The sequence below is a fragment of the Glutamicibacter protophormiae genome (assembly GCF_014647495.1).
Taxonomy (GTDB): domain Bacteria; phylum Actinomycetota; class Actinomycetes; order Actinomycetales; family Micrococcaceae; genus Glutamicibacter; species Glutamicibacter protophormiae.
On the sequence record NZ_BMPH01000021.1, the window covers coordinates 1 to 17,677 of the forward strand.

General features: G+C 65.4%; 15 protein-coding genes. 6 read left to right on the plus strand and 9 right to left on the minus strand.

All coding sequences use genetic code 11. The features are described 5' to 3' along the window. Positions 1-907: 907 nt before the first annotated feature. Genes IEY43_RS17250 through IEY43_RS17260 form a run of 3 tightly spaced genes read right to left on the minus strand, consistent with a single transcriptional unit; the run spans position 908 to position 3,482 of the window. On the minus strand, positions 908-2,179 hold the full coding sequence (locus IEY43_RS17250; protein WP_188950152.1) for a sensor histidine kinase: 1,272 nt from the start codon (positions 2,177-2,179) through the stop codon (positions 908-910). After that, on the minus strand, positions 2,176-2,859 hold the full coding sequence (locus IEY43_RS17255) for a response regulator transcription factor (RefSeq protein ID WP_188950154.1): 684 nt from the start codon (positions 2,857-2,859) through the stop codon (positions 2,176-2,178). The genes IEY43_RS17250 and IEY43_RS17255 overlap by 4 nt, the downstream gene beginning before the upstream one ends. 23 nt (positions 2,860-2,882) lie before the next feature. After that, positions 2,883-3,482 carry a hypothetical protein gene (locus IEY43_RS17260; protein WP_188950156.1) on the minus strand — a complete coding sequence of 200 codons (600 nt, stop codon included), beginning with the start codon at positions 3,480-3,482 and terminating at the stop codon, positions 2,883-2,885. Positions 3,483-3,686: 204 nt separating this feature from the next. Here IEY43_RS17260 and IEY43_RS17265 point away from each other — a divergent pair, with 204 nt between their 5' ends. The 6 genes from IEY43_RS17265 (at position 3,687) to IEY43_RS17290 (ending at position 11,369) form a co-directional block, all read left to right on the plus strand. Continuing rightward, a complete protein-coding gene (locus IEY43_RS17265) occupies positions 3,687-5,597 on the plus strand; it encodes an acyltransferase family protein (protein WP_188950158.1) in 1,911 nt (636 codons plus the stop codon). A 116-nt stretch (positions 5,598-5,713) separates the two neighbouring features. Continuing rightward, entirely contained in the window at positions 5,714-6,010 is a 297-nt protein-coding gene (locus IEY43_RS17270; protein ID WP_188950160.1) for an antibiotic biosynthesis monooxygenase family protein, read from the plus strand. Between the two features lie 199 nt (positions 6,011-6,209). Further along, the gene (locus IEY43_RS18460; protein WP_308425076.1) at positions 6,210-7,391 is read left to right on the plus strand and encodes an NAD(P)/FAD-dependent oxidoreductase; all 1,182 of its coding nucleotides are present in this window, start codon (positions 6,210-6,212) and stop codon (positions 7,389-7,391) included. 287 nt (positions 7,392-7,678) lie between these two features. Next, positions 7,679-9,025 carry a hemolysin family protein gene (locus IEY43_RS17280; RefSeq protein WP_188950162.1) on the plus strand — a complete coding sequence of 449 codons (1,347 nt, stop codon included), beginning with the start codon at positions 7,679-7,681 and terminating at the stop codon, positions 9,023-9,025. After that, a complete protein-coding gene (locus tag IEY43_RS17285) occupies positions 9,022-10,071 on the plus strand; it encodes a hemolysin family protein (protein WP_188950163.1) in 1,050 nt (349 codons plus the stop codon). The genes IEY43_RS17280 and IEY43_RS17285 overlap by 4 nt, the downstream gene beginning before the upstream one ends. An 872-nt stretch (positions 10,072-10,943) precedes the next feature. Next, complete coding sequence (locus tag IEY43_RS17290) at positions 10,944-11,369, plus strand: hypothetical protein (protein WP_188950165.1); 426 nt, start codon at positions 10,944-10,946, stop codon at positions 11,367-11,369. Between the two features lie 266 nt (positions 11,370-11,635). Here IEY43_RS17290 and IEY43_RS17295 read toward each other — a convergent pair whose 3' ends face one another. From IEY43_RS17295 to IEY43_RS17320, 6 genes are all read right to left on the minus strand, one after another. Next, entirely contained in the window at positions 11,636-12,868 is a 1,233-nt protein-coding gene (locus IEY43_RS17295; RefSeq protein ID WP_188950167.1) for a glutaminase, read from the minus strand. A 178-nt stretch (positions 12,869-13,046) separates the two neighbouring features. Next, positions 13,047-14,549: an aldehyde dehydrogenase family protein gene (locus tag IEY43_RS17300; RefSeq protein ID WP_188950169.1), complete on the minus strand. Its 1,503-nt coding sequence runs from the start codon at positions 14,547-14,549 to the stop codon at positions 13,047-13,049. Further along, entirely contained in the window at positions 14,546-15,214 is a 669-nt protein-coding gene (locus IEY43_RS17305; RefSeq protein WP_188950171.1) for an HD domain-containing protein, read from the minus strand. The genes IEY43_RS17300 and IEY43_RS17305 overlap by 4 nt, the downstream gene beginning before the upstream one ends. 55 nt (positions 15,215-15,269) lie before the next feature. Continuing rightward, complete coding sequence (locus IEY43_RS17310; RefSeq protein ID WP_188950173.1) at positions 15,270-16,562, minus strand: NAD(P)/FAD-dependent oxidoreductase; 1,293 nt, start codon at positions 16,560-16,562, stop codon at positions 15,270-15,272. Between the two features lie 2 nt (positions 16,563-16,564). Beyond that, the gene (locus tag IEY43_RS17315; RefSeq protein WP_047120330.1) at positions 16,565-16,885 is read right to left on the minus strand and encodes a 2Fe-2S iron-sulfur cluster-binding protein; all 321 of its coding nucleotides are present in this window, start codon (positions 16,883-16,885) and stop codon (positions 16,565-16,567) included. A 36-nt stretch (positions 16,886-16,921) separates the two neighbouring features. Then, on the minus strand, positions 16,922-17,668 hold the full coding sequence (locus IEY43_RS17320; RefSeq protein WP_188950175.1) for an SDR family NAD(P)-dependent oxidoreductase: 747 nt from the start codon (positions 17,666-17,668) through the stop codon (positions 16,922-16,924). Positions 17,669-17,677: the final 9 nt, after the last annotated feature.

A 17,677-nucleotide genomic window follows, 5' to 3' on the forward strand; every position in this document is an offset into this window, starting at 1 on the left:
CTTTAATCGTGGAAGTGTCACCGATGTCCTGATACAGAACTGTCACCGATGTCCCGATAGAAAACAGAATAAAAGCACATGTCAAACTGTTAAAGCATGGTGTCAAAACTTCTTCGCGGATCATTCAAAGACCGGGGGAGGCAAAAAGATGTCTCCATATAATATCTAGTCAATCCGGCTTTTAAGTTTAGACTGTGCCTATCGTTGGGGGAGTGAACCCTACTGATCCTGCAAAGGGCAAATCTTCTCAGGAATTGCGGAGCTTAAAGGAGATGTAACCCCTCGTAATCTGATTGTTATAAGGATTTGAAGGGTCGCGCCAGTCGTTTCGAGAGGCTCCGGTAGAGCGGAGGGAATTCATTGGTGCGACCCAGCTGGGCCAGCACGCAATATGTAGCGGTGCAAGCCGCCGTTCTGCGCCCAAGTTTTCTAGTCCCCGCAGATTGTCGTGTGCCGCCGGTTGCGCGACGCTGGATTCCCTGGCACCAACAACACCGTCAGCAACAGCGGCAAGACCGGTCCCAAGAAGGGCAAGCTAACCATGAAGCAAGCAGAAACTGCCCGGCTGAAGAAGCAGTTGGCGAGCAGTGCGTAGAAGCTGGCCGCCACGCAGGTCACCGTGGAGATCGGGAAAAGCATATGCGCTCTTGGAGTAAATATGAAAAGAGATCGGGTTCCAGGGAGATGTGCGCAGCCTGCTCGACCGCGCCTACTAGTACCTGGCTGGCGACGGGACGCCCACCCGACAAGCCAGCGCCGTGGCATGCCAAAAATGCCGCTGTCAATCGAGCCAGCGGCATTTCGGTTGCGATGTGCGGCCGCTGCTAGCTGGACACTGGCGTATTCGACATCGGCGACGGCATTCCCCGGAACCTTCTGGGGAATGCCGTCGTTGCCTGGCGGGTCGCTAGTCGTCGCGCACGGGGCGTGAAGGCCCCGGCATTGACGCGGGAGCCTGAAGCTCCAGCTCCACCAGGGCGCCGCCGTGGTTGGACAGTTTCATCGCAGCGCCCATGGCCTGCGCCTGTCCGCTGGCGATGGTCAATCCCAAACCGATGCCGCCGCCCTTGGATACGAAACGCTCCGGACCGGTTTCGAGGATGCCCTGCGGAAAACCTGTGCCGTGGTCGAGGACGCTGATGGACCTGCCGCGGGTGCCGATGACGATGGCCCCGGTGCCATGGGTCGAGGCGTTGCTGATCAGGTTTTCCAAGATGCGCTCAAGACGCTTGGACTCAACCAGCACCGTGCCGCCGCCGGCCTGCAGCCGCAGCTCGAGGTTTGCGCACTGCTCGGGGCGCCGTTCACGGATCCGCCCGATGATTTCGGCGACGCAGGAATCCAGTTCCAGCTCGGAGAGCCGGGCCGATTCCACCTGGGACTCCAACCGCGAGACCTCCAGCAGGTCCTCGACGAGGCTGCGTAGCTTGGCGACCCGGTCCTGGACAAGCTGCGTGGGGCGTGACTCGGGAAGCAGGCTGGCGGCGGTGACCAGCCCGGTCAGCGGGGTGCGCAGCTCATGGGCAAGATCTGCGGAGAAACGCTGCTCGGCGGCGATTTTTGCATTCAGCTTCTGGGCCATGGCGTCCACGGCCTCGGCGAACTGGTCAACCTCATCCTTGCCGCCGAAGGGTTTGCCGATCGCGTCTTCCACCAGCACCCGGCGCTGCCCGGAGGCGATGGCGCGCGCCGCCTGGGAACCCTTGGACAGCCTGAGCACCAGACGCGAAACAATGAGCGTGCCGAATGCCGACACCAGCACCAGCGTCGCGATGCCGGCCCAGATCAGGGCGGTGTCAACGCTGTGCCGCATCTGCTGGCTGTTGGCCCAGGACACCGACAGGGACAGGACCGCCGGCTGGGTGCCCAGGTTGACCGGTGCGGCCGCATAGACGACCTCCTGGCCCTCCAGCTTCGCGCGGTACGTGATGTAGTGGCCGGCCACGGCGGCGTCCCGGGCTTCGGCCGGCAGCCGCGGGTCGTTGACCGTGGCGCCCAGGATGCTGATGCCGGTCTCGTCCAGGATCCGCACCGCCTGCTTCAGCGAACTGGTGGCTTCGTCGCGCAATCGCTGTTCCTCGGTGATCGTGATCATCTGGCGCACCAGCAGGGCCGAGACGACCAGGGTCAGCAGGACCGACAGGATGGTCATCCCGGTGATTTTCCAGCGCAGGCTCATGACGGGTCGTCCTGCAAGCGGTAGCCGAAACCGCGGACGGTCTCGATGCGGGACGCCCCGATCTTCCGGCGCAGCCGCTGCACATGGACGTCGATGACACGGTGGTCGGCATCCCAGGTGTAGCCCCAGACGTCGGAGAGGATGTCGCCGCGTGACACGACAACCCCCGGGTCCTCGCTGAGCATCAGCAAGATCTTCATCTCGGTCGGAGTCAGGTGGATCTCCCGCTCGTCCAGCGCCACCACGAGCCGGTGCGGATCAATGTCCAGCCGCTCCGGTCCCCGCACGGGGTCTTCGCGAGGGCCGTCGTCAAACGGCCGCATCGCGGTGCGCCGCAGCACCGCCCGCAGGCGGGCATCGAGCACCTGCAGGTCGAAGGGCTTGGCCAGATAGTCATCCGCTCCGGCATCCAGCCCGGTGACCATGTCCAGGCCGTCGCCGCGCGCCGAGAGCATGATGACCGGTACGTCGCTGAAGCCGCGCAGCTGGCGGCAGACCTGGGTACCATTCATCGTCGGCAGCATCACGTCCAGGAGGACAGCATCCACCGGGTCCTCCTGCTGCAGCCGCCGGAAGAGCTCCAGTCCTTCCAGGCCGTCCTCGGCGCCGAGGACGTGGTAGCCCAGCCGTTCAAGGCCGATGCCCGTGGCCTCCCGGATGACCGCGTCGTCCTCGATCATCAGGATGCGGATCCCCGGGGCCCTCACTGCTCGGCCCCCTGCTCCTGGGTCGGATCGAAGGGGCTGGAGAAGGAGTCGCCCTGGACAAAGTGCCCGTCCTGGTAGCGGAACATGCGTACCGACCAGCCCGAGGGGCAGCACATGGGGTCGTCGGGTTTGTAGACCGCTTCCTGCGCGACAAGGCTCCCTTCCTTGCCCGCGCTCAGGTACACGTCGGAGCCGCCGACTGCGAGCGCGACCTGCGGTTTTCCCCGGTCGTCGCGGATGGCGAAGGAGGCGAAGCTGTAGGAGTCCCCGGCGGTGCCCACGGAATAGATCTGGAACTTTTCGCCCGCCGTTTCGTAGCCGGGCAGAGCGATCAGGCATTTGTCGCACTCGGTCAGGTATTCGCGGATGTCCGCTTCGGAGTTCTCCTGGGTGCCCACGGCGCTCAGGTCCGTGGCCAGCAGGACCTCCCGGACTTGCGCGGGGGAGAAGGGCTGTTCCCAGGCCTGCCACTCACTGGTGCTGGGAATGGAGGATTGCGCGGCAGGCGTGGTCGGGGCCGCCGGGGATTCGATCCGCAGCGGCTCGTTCGTGCTGCACGCGCTGGCGCCAAGACACAGCAGCAGTGCGCAGAGCATGCCGAGTGCACGCCTTAAGGCCACGAGGATCCCTTTCGATGGTCTGCTGGAAGTCCGCTGCGTGCGGACCGGCATTGCCAATTATGCCCGTACCTTTCAGCCGCGACGCCTGAAACTGCCGTCGTTCAATCTGTCGATTGTGTAACAAAATCGATGGAATGCCGATAGACGGTCGGGAGCCGCCCGTCGTTGCGGGTTGGAAACATGGCAACCGTGAATCAACCAGTCTCCCTCGCAGCTTCAACAGCGGGCGCAATCGACCCCGTCGCACAGGCGCCGGTCCGCAACCTTGCCCTGGACGGCCTGCGCGGCATTGCGGTGCTTGCCGTGCTCGCTTACCATTTCTGGCCCGGGGTTTTGCCCGGGGGATTCCTCGGGGTGGACCTGTTTTTCGTCTTGAGCGGGTACCTCATCACCAGCGGCCTGCGCCGGGGTGCGCGAAGCGGTCGATTCCCCGACCTGCGCAGCTTTTTCAGCCGCCGGGCCCGGCGCCTGCTCCCGGCCATGATGCTGGTGCTGGTGGTTTCCACGGCCTTGGCCCTGCTGGCTGCGGGGCAGCTTCCGGCCGGGCTGCGCTGGCAGTGGGTGGGCGCCGTGACCTACACCAGCAACTGGATGCAGATCGCCCAGGGCAGCAGTTATTTCGCCTCGATGGAACCGTTGTATTTCCAGCATTTCTGGTCCCTTGCCGTCGAGGAGCAGTTCTACCTGCTGTGGCCGCTGGTGCTGGCCTTGCTGGCTTGGCTGCTGCGCAGCCGCCGGGCCCTGGCCGGGGGAATCCTGGTCTTGGCCGCGGCCTCCGCGGCGAGCATGGCTTGGGGGTTCGACCCGTCCAAGGACTCAAGCGTGCTGTATTTCGGAACCTGGACGCACGGCTTCGGCCTGCTGCTTGGAGCTGCGGGCGCCGTCCTCGGCGAGCGCAGCGGGTCTGCAGCCGTCGCTGTTCCACGCCGGAAGTGGACGTTGATCCAGCTGTCCCAGGTCCTGGTGCTGGTGGCCATGCTGGCCGGATTCCGTCTGCTTCCGGATACTTCTGCCACGGCCTACCGGGGAGGGATGGCGCTTTTCTGCCTGCTTGGAACGCTGCTGGTTCTCACGCTGAACATGCCCGGGACCCTGGTCCACTCGCTGCTGAGCCTGAAATTCCTGCGCTGGTGGGGCAGCCGGAGCTACGGGCTGTACCTGTGGCACTGGCCGCTGCTGTTGCTTGCCACAACGGTCTTCCCGCCCCAGGCGGCGACCGCTGCGGTGCTGTGCACCATTCCGCTGGTGATTTTGGCTGCCGAATTGTCTTGGCGGTTTGTCGAGGAGCCGATTCTGCGTCACGGTTTCAGAGCCGCCATTGCCGACTGGCACCACCGCGTCGCCGATCAGGTCAAACGGGTGTGGAATGGCGCGACGGGAAGCTTTTCCGCGGTGCTTCCGCTGTTGGCCTTGGTGCTGGTTCCGGCGTGCGCGGTGTCCGTGCTCCTTGCCTCGCCGGCGCACAGCGAGTTGGAGCAGCAGCTGGCCCAGGCGCAGGACGTTTTGGCGGAACAGCAGGAACTCCCGCCGGCGCCTGAAGCGAGCGGTGCCGGGCCAGCGGAGGCAGCCGCCATTGCGCCGCAGCAGGAAGCCCGAAATTCCGATCGCGATCCACGGACCTTCACCGGGAACGATGTCACTGCCTTGGGGGACTCGGTCATGCTCGCCTCGTCGCAGCAGCTGTTGAAGAAGCTGCCGGGAATTTCCATCGAGGCTTCGGTCGGCGCGCAGATCTGGGACGCCCCGGCACGGTTGCGGGAGCTGGAAAACGCTGGCAGGCTGCGCACAGTGGTCGTGCTGGGCCTCGGAACCAACGGGGACCTGCCCGCGGGGACCATGGACGAAGTCCGGCGAATCCTCGGGCCGAAGCGGGAACTGCTGCTGGTCACGGCGTATGCTCCGCGGCCGTGGATCGGCAGCGTCAACAAAAAATTCCGCGCCGTTGCCGAGTCCGACGCCAGAACCCACCTGGTTGACTGGGCCGGAGCCGCGCCGGGGGTTGGCGATATTGCCCGGGACGCAATCCACCCTGGCCCCCAAGGCAGCGCCGCCTACGGGACACTGCTCTTCGAGGCGGTGGCGAAGCTGTGAGGCCGGAGCGAGCAGGCCAGTTGCTGCGTCATGCGCGGCGGGAAAAGAGTTCGCGGGCGTAGGCTGGGAAATGTAGCATTCATCCCCGGATTCTGCCGGGTCACGAAAGGTGAGACATGTCGATTGTTGTCATTAATGCCCTGTCGATTCCGGGCGAAGCCGGGCCGGAACTGGAAAAGCGCTTCGCCGCCCGCAAGCATTCCGTGGATCAGGAACCGGGCTTCGAAGGATTCCAGCTGCTTCGCCCGGTGAACGGCGAGGACCGCTACTTCGTCTACACCCAGTGGGCCACCCGCGAAGACTTCGAGAACTGGCGCGACAAGCGTTCGGGCGCCGCCCATGCGCACAACGACGGCAAGCAGCCGGTCGCCAGCGGCGCGGACCTGATGGAATTCGAGGTCGTCGAACTCTAGGCACGGCCAGCTGAACTGCGCCCCGGCACCTGACAGTGCCGGGGCGTTTCCCTTTGTCCTGAGGTTTCTTGGCGCGGGCTGGGTTGAGTGGCGCAGGAGGTGACTGCGCAAAACCCCGTGGCTACCCTTGGAGCAACCGCGGGGCCGCTGGCGCCCCGTACCTGCTGGTCCCAGGGACCGTATAACAAGGGAGAAGCTCGTGAAGCTGGTAGTTGTCGGGGCAGGACTTGCGGGGTTGCGGGCGGCCGGGGTGGCCCTCGGGCAAGGCCACGACGTCACCGTGCTGGAAGCCGCAGACCGGGTTGGCGGCCGGGTGGCCACCGAGATCATTGACGGATTCCGTTGCGACCGCGGGTTCCAGCTGCTGAACCCGAGCTATCCGGACGCCAAGCGCGCCGTGTCGCTGCGCCACCTGGACCTGCAGCCCTTCGGCAAGGGGGTGGCGCTGCGCGGGGAGTCCTCGCTGGAAGTGCTGGCCGATCCCTTCCGCCACCCGTCCCATGCCGCGCAGCTGCTCGGCGGAACCGTGGGAGCGCGGGATATCCCGGCGGTCCTGCGGTGGATCCGCATCGCCGGCAACCCGTCGCTCACGCTGCGCCAATCCATCGACCAGGCAGGGTTCTCCGCCCCCTTCCGGGAGGTGATCGAGAAGTTCTTCTCCGGGGTCGTGGCCGATCCCCAGCTGCGGGCGCCAGCCACGCTGGCCCGCCTCTTGTCGTGGTATTTCGCCGTCGGAAGGCCCTCACTGCCAGCCCAGGGCATGGCGGCCCTTGCGCACCAGCTGGCCGAACCGCTGCACGAGCACATCCAGCTGTCGACTCCCGTAGAGTCCGTTGCCGTGGACGGACCCGGCCGGGTGCGGGTGCTTTGCGCCTCCGGACGCGAACTGGCAGCGGAGCACGTCATCATCGCCGCCGGGCCGCAGCACAGCGCTCGGCTGTCCGGGCAGCCTGAACCGCCCATGAATTCGCTGACCACCTGGTGGTTTGCGGCGCCGCGCCGCCCCTCGACGCTGCCCTTCCTGCATCTGGACGTGCGGGACGGCGCGCTGCTCACCCATGCGGCGGTGATCTCCAATATCGCGCCGTCCTACGCGCCGGCCGGCTGGCACCTGGTGCAGGCCACCGCCGTCGGGAAACACGGGCTGGACGAGAGCACGGCGCTGGAGCAGGCGGCTGAAATGCTCGGCGAGGCGCGCCCCCAGTGGCGGCTGCTGGTGCGCCACGACATCCCGGAGGCCCTGCCGGCCCTGGCACCGGGCCGAGAGCTGCTGCAAACCAATCTGCCCGGGGTCACCCTGGCCGGGGACACCACCCAACCGTCGATCCAGGGCGCCCTGGCCAGCGGGAGGTCCGCGGCGGGGACGGCGGACCGGGCCTGAACCCCAGCCAGGACCCATCGGGTAAACTCTGCCAGGTCACGGCCAGTCGGCGCAGAGCGCAGATTTGAGCTGGCTGTGAGCCGGCAGGGGATCTGGCAAACTCTTGCAAATCTGGCCTTTCCGGCTTACGGCATCCAGCATAATTAATATTCAAATATTTGGATCGGAGGAAGATATTCCGATCGGAAGGGAATGATGGACGCTTCAGGCGACAGTAGATGTCACAGGCCTAACCCTCTGCCCGGCAAGGATGCCGTACAGACGCATTGCGGCAGGGGGTGTAAATAATGGAGTGGATATCATTGCTGCTGGCCGTCATCCTGATACTGGGATGCGGACTGTTCGTGGCGGCCGAATTCTCCCTGATCACGGTCAACCGCACCCAGGTCAAGCAGGCCGCGGATGCCGGAGACCGCAGGGCCGCCGGCGTGCTGAAGGGCATGAGCACCCTGTCCACGCAGCTGTCCGGCGCCCAGCTGGGCATCACCCTGACCAACCTGGGCATCGGCTTCCTGGCTGAGCCTGCCATCGCGGCCCTGGTGGTGGGCCCGTTGCAGGATGCGGGCCTGGATCCGGCGCTGGCGCGCTCGGTGTCCGTGGCTATCGCCCTGGTCCTGGCCACCATCCTGACCATGGTTTTCGGCGAGCTGGTGCCCAAGAACTTGGCCATCGCCAAGCCCTTCGCCACCGCCAAGGCCGTGGTGGGCTTCCAACGAGGATTCAGCACCGTAACCAAGCCGTTGCTGCTGTTCTTCAACGGCAACGCCAACTGGATCGTTCGCCGCTTCGGCATCGAGCCGCAGGAAGAACTGGCCTCGACCCGCTCTTCCGAGGAACTGGTGGCGCTGGTGGGCCACTCGGCCCGCAAAGGCGTGCTGCCCTCGCAGACCGCCGAGCTGATGCGCCGCACCGTGGCCTTCGGCAACCGGCGCGGCCACGACGCCATGACCCCGCGCTCGCGCATGGTCAGCATCGCCGCCGAGCAGACCGTGCAGGAGGTGCTCCAGCTCGCCGCCGAGACCGGCCACTCGCGATTCCCGATCCTCAGCGACGACGGCCGCCAGGTCGACGGCCTGGTGCGCATCCGCACCCTGCTGGCCGTGCCCTACGAGCAGCGTAAGACCACCGCGGTGGGCACCCTGGCCGAGGACGCCACGCTGGTTCCCGACACCGTGGAACTGGACGAGCTCATGGACCAGCTGCGCCGCCAGGATTTGCAGATGGCCGTGCTGATCGACGAGACCGGCGATATCGCCGGACTGCTGACCCTTGAGGACCTCGTGGAGGAAATCGTCGGCGAAGTGCGCGACGAGCACGACCCGGAAGACGGTACCGTCACGGTGCTGGGCGAGAACTCGTGGATCCTGGATGCCGCCCTGCGCCCCGATGAAGCCAACGAACTAGTCGGCTGCCAGATCCCGCGCGACGCGGACTACGAAACCCTGGCAGGCCTCGTGACTCTGCAGCTGGGCAAGCTCGGCGAAGTCGGCGACCAGGCGACGCTGGTGGTCCCGGGCCTTCCGGGGCAGCCCGAAAAGGAACTGAGCTTCACGGTGGTCGAAATGGATGGTTCGAGGATCGCCACGGTGGAACTGACCGCGGTGGAGCTGGACGAACAGGAGCAGGAGCGATGAGCGAGTTGACCGGAATCATCGTGACCGTGCTGTTGCTGGCGGCCAACTTCTACTTTGTCGGCGCCGAGTTCGCGCTGATCTCCGCCCGCCGGAGCATCATCGAACCCAAGGCGCAGGCGGGCAGCCGCAGCGCCAAGATGACCCTGTGGGCCATTGAGAACGTCTCCCTGGTGATGGCCGGCGCGCAGCTGGGCATCACCGTCTGCTCCCTGGCGCTGGGCTACGTGACCAAGCCCCTGGTGAAGTACGCGGTGGCCGGGCCGTTCGAGGCCATGGGCATCCCGGTGTCGTGGATCGATCCGCTGTCCTATGCCATCGCCCTGATCCTGGTGACCTACCTGCACGTGGTGCTGGCTGAAATGGTGCCGAAGAACATGGCTCTGGCCGGACCGGAGCGCATGGCGCTGATCCTAGGCCCGAGCATGGTGGTGCTGGTGAAGATCCTGCGCCCGGTGTTGTGGACCATGAACGCGCTGGGCAACCTGTTCCTGCGCCTGCTGGGCGTAACCCCGAAGAACGAGGTGGCCAGCGCATTCACCCGTGACGAGGTGGCGGACATGGTGGCGGAGTCGCGCTCCGGCGGGCTGCTGGATGACCATGACGAGCAGCTGCTGATGGGTGCGCTGAACTTCGATGCGCACAGCATCGACTCGGTGGCCATAGACTTCGACAAGGTCCGCACCCTGCCGCGCAGCAGCACAGTAGCCCAGGTGGAACAGGCCGCGGCGCAGGGCTTCTCCCGCTTCCCGCTGATCGAGGAGGGCCAGCCGGTGGGCTACGTCCACATCAAGGACGTGCTGGGACGCGGTGCCGCCGAACGCTCCCGGACGCTGGAACAGGATGCAGTGCGCGCCTTGCCCGAGTTCACAGCGCAACAGCCGGTGCGCACCGCTTTGCAGCAGATGCAGAGCAGCGGCGCCCACCTTGCGCTGGTGAAAGACACCGCCTCCGGCAAAGTCACCGGCATCGTGACCCTGGAAGACCTGCTCGCCGAGCTGGTCGGCCAGATCCGCGACCAGACCAAGGCGGCGGGGTCGGAAGCCTAGCCCGGGCCCAATGGAAAATACGCTTGGATCCGCGTCATGACGCGGATCCAAGCGCGTTTTTGCATTCAGCGGCAGGTTGGCCACGGCATCCTTGCGCTGTCAGGCCCTGCCAAAGAGGTCTCGATTCCCGATGTGCCCTTCGACCGTCGCCACCGAGACAAGCAAGCTATTCAACCGGAGTTAGCCCGTAACCCTGAGAAGTGCTTCCAACTTAAGTGCTGCACTTGGCATTTCAGGACTGATGTTTGACTTGTCCATAGAAACACGGAAGTAGCCCGCGATCCTGAGCGGTCCGCTAGGTACATTCTTCTTGGAACAACCCTCATAAAATATGCAAACCAACTGAGGAGGACCAGGAAGTCCCTGTTAGACCTCCTACAAAAGTAGTATTTACAGGCTGTCGAGATAAGCCATAGGCTCGTTGGGGCCAGCGAAGCCGCTACACAAGGACGGGGGTAAAAGCTCAAGTCAAGAATCCTTCGCATCCCCGTAGCAGTTTCAGCCGCTTCTGCTCTGGTGCTGACGCCAAGCGAGCTTCCGCTGCTTCCGACGTGTCCTCAGTACAAGTAGCAAACGTCATGGCAGCAAGAAAATCTGGGTCTGCCATTGTTGCCCAGCCAGCAATCATCGTCACGTCGCTCGCGAAAAGGTGCAATCGCAGCACTTCGCTTCGCATCGGATACGATCCCAGCAAAACTACGATCATATGCAAACAAATTCGCCGATTTCCCTGAACGCCTCGAAAACCGGCAAGAGGGACCCATCATCACCGGCCTCATGGCCCTGGCGTCCCATATGACGTAGCTTCGGCAACTGCCACTTGGATTGTCATCTGCGCAGGGGTCTAAACAAGCCAACAACGTTAGGTACCAATGAGCACACTGAAGCCAACAGAAAAATTCGGACTTGGGCTATACCTATCGCTCGTTACTCTTGCAGCTGGACTGCCAGTACTACTTGGGTTTTTCACGCCGCTGTGGTTCCCACAACTCGGTGCGCCTAAAAACGGCATCCTTCTCTGGTCGCCACTACTGACCATAGTTTTTGTCCTGGTCATCCTGGTTCTAGGCGAAATATCCGATCGAATCGTACTCAAAGTATTCAATAGCGCGAGCAAAGTCGCGACGCAGACATTGCAAACGCTTCTATCTTTCGTCGTCTTGCTCGGCTGCTACAGGTTGGTAATGACCGAATACCAAGCGGCACTGATAGCGTCTGTCACCGCAACTGTGGGATACCTGGTTCTGTCACCGGTGATTAATAAGATGGCAGAGAAAGCACCGAGAGCCGACCCTTAGCCATTGCCGGTTGTCTCTCCACCTCAATGCAGACATCATGCTGGTGTTGCCGGTGGACAAAAAAAGGTGCTTTCCCCAGCGTCTTGGACGACGTGTGGTTGATGGAGTCGGCTGAAAGTGAACCGACAATATATCCAATGTTGTAGGTAGGCAAGGTGCTAGCCAAGCACCCGGGTCTGCATCAGTCCAGAGTGAATGGATAGCTAGTTTTCGAACCAATTCACGGCTGGATGAACGCCGGAACCAAGGCCGAGCGTTTTGCCAATTCAGGGCGTTTCCGGGTAGGTCCCGTCGCCCAGATCCGGAGCGGCCAGAACCTGCAGCGGGTCGTTGAGGAATATCCTGCGTCCATCCAAGCGCAGCCGGCGCAATCCTTCCAAGGTCATCCGGCGGGCCACCGAGGTGAAGGAGTAGGCGCGGGAGATGTCCACCAGCACCGCGGTGCGCGAGGTGGAGGCCGCCATCAAATCCAGCAATTCGGAGGCGGCGGTGAACTGCACGTTGCCCTGCAGGACGAAGATCTCGCGGGTGGCTTCCTGATGGACGTCCACCACATCCAGCTGGCCGCTGCTGGGTGCGAACAAGTGCATGCCCATGTCGGTGGAGAGGCGTTCGAAGGCCCGGCCCGCCCGCTGGCTGTTGCCGTGGGCATCGAGCCGCGGCGAGAACGCGCCGATACCCACCTGGTCGGGAAGCACCCCGACCAGTCCTCCGGCCACGCCGCTCTTGGCGGGGATTCCCACCCGGGTGAGCCAGTCGCCGGCCGCGTCGTACATGCCGGCCACCGCCATGACGGACATGACCTGCTGGGCGATGCCCTCGCTCAGCACCCGTTCGCGGGTGCGCGGCTGCACGCCGCCGTTGGCCAGCGTCGCCGACATGAGCGACAGGTCCTCGACGGTGACCAGGATGGAGCACTGGCGGGTGTAGCCGGAGACCACCTCATGCGCGTCTGCGCCGAGAATCCCGTAGCTGCGCAGCATGTGGGCAGTGGCGAGGTTGCGGTCCGCCGTTTCCATTTCGGAGGCATACACCGTCTCGTCGATGCACAGTTCACGTCCGGCCAGCTGGGAGAACAATTCAAGTACCCGGGCTACGCGGGCCTCGCTGCTGGCATCCTCTGCGACCAGCAAGCCGTGGGTCATGATGGCCCCGGCATTGATCATCGGGTTCTCCGGCCGGTGGGTCCCTTCCTCCAGCGACAGTTCGTTGAAGGCCTCGCCCGAGGCCTCGACCCCGACGGACCGCAGCACCCGGTTCAGGCCCCGATCCATGATGGCCGCAGCGTAGGCGAACGGCTTGGAGATGGACTGGATGGTGAACTCTTCGAGGTGGTCCCCGGCGGAATAGGTGCTGCCGGTCGCCGTAGTGACGGACAGGGCGAAGAGATCCGGGTTGGCCTGCGCCAGTTCGGGAATGTACTGGGCGGTGGTTCCGCTGGTGTCCGCCCGGAGGCTGTCGAGCAGCTCGTCGAGGTAGTCAGGAATCGGCGTTTTCATGGGTTGTTCCTCGTTGCTGTAGTTCCACGTCACTGGTGCGTTGGCACCCGGTAGGACGTTCGAAGGATCGCACTTCCAACCTAGGTGTTCGCGCACAGGTCTGTACAGCGGGACATGACGAAGGCGTCCATCCGGCCACAACTCCGGATGAACGCCTTCAAGTATGTACCAGCCTGATCTACCGCGCCTGCCGGTGGATCGACTTGTAGCTCAGATAGGCGGCCAGTCCTTCCGGCCCGTACTCGGTGCCGAGTCCCGAATCGTGCCGTCCGCCGAAGGGGGCAGCGTGGTTGGAGGCGAAGAAGTTCACCCCGACGCTGCCGGTGTCCATGCGCTCGGCCACTGACAGGGCGTGTTCCTCGTCTGCGCCGAAGACCAGGCCGCCCAAGCCGAATTCGGTGTTGTTGGCCAGGGAGACGGCTTCGTCCTCGGAAGAATACTTCAGCACCGTGATGACCGGACCGAAAATTTCCTCGCGCGAGATCGCCATGTCCGGGGTGACGTCAGCGAAGACCGTGGGCTGGATGAAGAACCCGTCCGCCAGGTCTCCGCCCAGCTGCGCCGTGGCGCCGCCGGTCACCGCGCGGGCGCCTTCGGCATGCCCTGCCTCCAGGTAGCCCAGCACCGTCTGGTACTGGCTGCGGTTGGCCGAGGGCCCGAAGACCGTGGCAGGATCCAGCGGGTCGCCCTGCGGGGCCTCGGCAATGGTGGAGGCCACCACGTCCACCACTTCGTCATAGCGTTCGGCAGGTGCCAGGATGCGGGTGGAGATGTAGCAGGTCTGCCCGGTGTTGCGCATGCAGGAACGGATCAGCCTCGAGCTGAGCAGGCCCAGGTCCGCATCCGGCAGCACCAGCGCGCTGGACTTGCCGCCCAGTTCCAGGGTGACCGGGCGCAGCAGCTCGCCGCAGGCCGCGGCGATTTTGCGGCCCACCGGGGTGGACCCGGTGAATGCCACCTTGGAGACCAGCGGGTGGCGCACCAGCTCATCGCCCAGCCGCCCCGGGCCGGTGACCAGGTTGGCCACGCCCGCAGGGACCCCGGCGGCGTCCAGTGCATCCATGATGATGCGGAAGGACAGCGGGGTGGGGGAGGCAGGTTTCATGACCACGGTGCAGCCCGCCAGCAATGCCGGGGCCAGCTTGATGACCATCAGGTTGATCGGGAAGTTCCACGGGGCGATCAGTGCGCAGACGCCCACGGGGTCGCGGCGCACCAGGGACTCTCCGGCCCCATTGGGGAACGGGCGCAGGTCCTCCTTTTCCAGCAGCGGGGCCAGCGAGGCGAAGTACCGGAAGATGCCCGCGGCATTCGCCGCGGCCCCGCCGGTTTCGGAGACCGGCGAGCCGTTTTCCAGCGTATTGGTCAGCGACAGTTCGGTGGCCCGAAGCTCGATTTCCGCGGCGATGCGCAGCAGCAGCTCGGCCCGCTCGGAGGGGGAAGTTCCCTTCCATGGCGCCGAATGCAGCGCGTGGTGGGCGGCGCGGACCGCGGTGTCCACGTCCTGTGCGTCGCCGGAGGGGACCGAACCCCACACGGCGCCGGTGGCCGGGTCGGTGACCTCGATGCGTCCGGTGCCCCGCGAGCGCGTCCACCCGCCGCCGATGAAGTGCGTGTCCACATGGCGGTAGGGCAGCAGCAGTTCCTCGCGCCGGGCTGCGGCTCCGGTCAGCGTGCTCATCGCAGCACCGCCGTGCGCAGCAGGGCCCGGGAGCGGGCCAGGTCTGCGGTGGCCATTTCCACCGCTGCCTGCGTGATCAGCTCGGGAATGATCTCGGTTTCCAGCCGGTCGGTGTACATGGCGGGGTTCTGCCCGAACCAGCCCGAAGCCAGCGCGATGCCGGCGTGGTCGAAACGCCACAGCCGGTCCGCGTCGCGCATCAGCGCGTCCTCCAGGGTGTAGGCGTTCGGGCGGGTGTCGTGCCCGTCGATGATCGTGCAGACCTCGTCGATGAACTGCGCGTCGTAGCCCAGGGCGGGCAGCACGCGGCGGGCCACCAGGCAGCCCTCGCGTTCGTGCTCGTAGCGGATGTCCGCGGTGCGCCACTCGCCGCGGAAGCCGTCGGAGATGATCTTCTCCTGGTCCACGTGCGCCCAGCCGGTGTCGTGCAGCAGCGTGGCGACCAGCACCAAGGTGCGGTCCGCCTCCGGGTGCGCGTCGCACAGCCGGCGGGCGAAGGACAGGGAGATGGGCAGGTGGATGTCGTTGCCGCGGGCGCGGGTCTCGGGGACCACCGCCGCCCACAGGGCCTCCAGCTGGCCGTCCGCGTGGTTGTCCAGGGCAATGGGGCCGGTGTTGATGGGGCCCGTGGCCGGCAGCGGCCGGGCGTCGTTCAGGGTTGTCATGGTGTCCTCAGGCCTATCAAGTCGTGGGAAATCGGCGTTGTGGGGAAAACAAGTGTCAGGCAATCAGCGTCTTGAGCATGGTGCCGGGGTCGGCGGCCGCGGACGGGTCGATGTTCTTCCCGGCGGCCAGGGCCTGCTTCACTGCCATGAAGTCCAGCGGCGCGTTCACGCAGTCCGCGGCGATGACCTGCCCGCCGCGGTAGTACAGCACGGTGAACTTGCCCTTCTGCGGGACCTCGCGCTTGACCGTGGAATCGAAGCCCATGGACAGGCCCGCGATCTGCAGCTTCATGTCAGCCTGGTTGGACCAGAACCACGGGATGCCGGCGTAGGCTTCGCGCTGGCCCATCAGGGCGTAGGCGGCGACCTTGGCGTGCTCCACCGCGTTGTTCACGGATTCCAGCCGGATGCGCTCGCCGTCCGGGGCGCCGGGGACCGGGTTGGGCATGTTCGCCACGTCCCCGACCACCAGGGTGTGCCCGTCGGAGGCGATGGCCGCCTCGTCGACCACGATGCCGTTGTCGACCTCGAGCCCCAGCTGCTCGCCGAGCTGGGTGTTGGGGATGACCCCGATACCCACCAGCACGATCTGCGCGGGGATGATTTCCCCGGATTCCAGGTGGACCGCGCGGACCGCGCCGTCCCCGGCGATGCGCGAGACCCTGGCATTCAGGTGGATGTCCAGGCCGCGGGCGCGGTGCTGCTCAAGGAAGTAGGCGCTGGTGTCCTCGCCGACGGCGCGGCCCACCAGGCGCGGGCCGTATTCGATGACGGTGACCTTTTTGCCCATGGCCTGCAGGGAGCTGGCCGCCTCCAATCCGATGAACCCGCCGCCGATGACCACCACGTCAGTGGCGGCCGGGGCCAGCTCCTTGAGCTTCAGCGCATCGTCGGCGTTGCGCAGGTAGACCACGCCGTCCAGTTCGCTGCCCGGGACCTCGAACACGCGCGGCCGGGCGCCGACGGTCAGCGCCAGCCGGGTGTAGGGGTACCGCGCCCCGCTGCGGCCGGTGGCCACACCGGAGCCGTCCGGGTTGGAGGCGATGTCTTCGATGCGTTCGCCCTTGACCAGGGTGACGTTGTGCTCGATCCAGTAGTCGTTGGAGCGGAAGATCAGCGATTCGCTGCCCACCTTGTCTTGCAGGAATTCCTTGGACAGCGCCGGGCGCTGGTAGGGGCGGTGGTCCTCGTCCCCGAGCAGCGTGATGTGCCCGGTGTAGCCCAGGGCGCGCAGCGAGATGGCCAGCTGGACCCCGGACTGCGAGGCGCCGATGATCAGCAGCCCGGTGGCGGTGCCCGCCGCGGGGGCCGGGGCGCCGCCGGTGGAGGGGAGTGTTGCGGTGTTCATGGCTAGACCTGGGTTTCCGGGGTGGCGACGTTGAGGGTCTGGCCCTCGCACATCTTGATTTGGCAGGACAGGCGGGAATTCTCCTCGCGGTCCACGGCGGTGCCGTAGAGCATCTCGTCTTCCATCTCGCCCATCGGATCCAGCGACTCGAAGTCTTCCGGGGCCACGAACACGTGGCAGGTGGCGCAGGACAGGGAGCCGCCGCATTCGCCCACGATCCCGGCCACGCCGTTGCGGACCGCCGTTTCCATGACGGAGTCGCCGGCGGCGGCGTCCACGGTGCGGGTCTGGCCTTCGAAGTCGGTGAAGTTGATAGTCGCCATGATGGTTCCTCCTGAACGGTTAGGCGTAAAGCTGGGTTAGATGAACTGGCGTCCGCCGTCGACGACGAGCGTCTGACCGGTGATGAACGAGGAGTCCTCGCCGGCCAGGAACAGCGCGGCACCCACGATGTCCTCCGGCTGGCTGGCGCGCTTGAGCGCCCCGCGGTCCACCCCGTAGCTGGAGGCGTTCTCCATGAGCCCCAGGCTGGCCTCGGTCAGCGTGAAGCCCGGGGCGATGGTGTTCACGGTGATTTCCCGGCGTCCCAGCTCCTTGGCCATGACGCGGGTCAGCGCAATGACCCCGCCCTTGGAGGCCACGTAGTGGGCCCACTGCTCGGAGCCGGAGTAGACGGTGGCGCTGGCCAGGTTGATGACCCGGGAGCCCGCTCCAAGAAAGGGGGAGACCGCGCGGGAAACCATCCACGGGCCCTTGAGATTCACATTCATGACCTTGTCCCACTCGTCCGTGTCGATCTCCTCGAACGGGGTGCGGGTGACGGTGGCGTAGATGGCGGCGTTGTTGATCAGCACCGCGATGCTGCCGCCGGCGAACTCCGCCGCGTCCTTGGCCAGCGCGTCGGTGGATGCGGTGTCGGTGACATCCACCGTGAAGGCCGCCGCCTCGGCTCCGGCCTGGCGCACCAGGCGGACCGTTTCCTGCGTGCCGGCCGCGTCGATGTCAGCGGCGGCGATGGCGTAGCCGCGGGCCGCGAAGCCCAGGGCGAAGGCCCGTCCCAGGCCGCCGGCGGCGCCGGTGATGAGCACCGTAGGAGAGCTGTTCATGGAATGTGC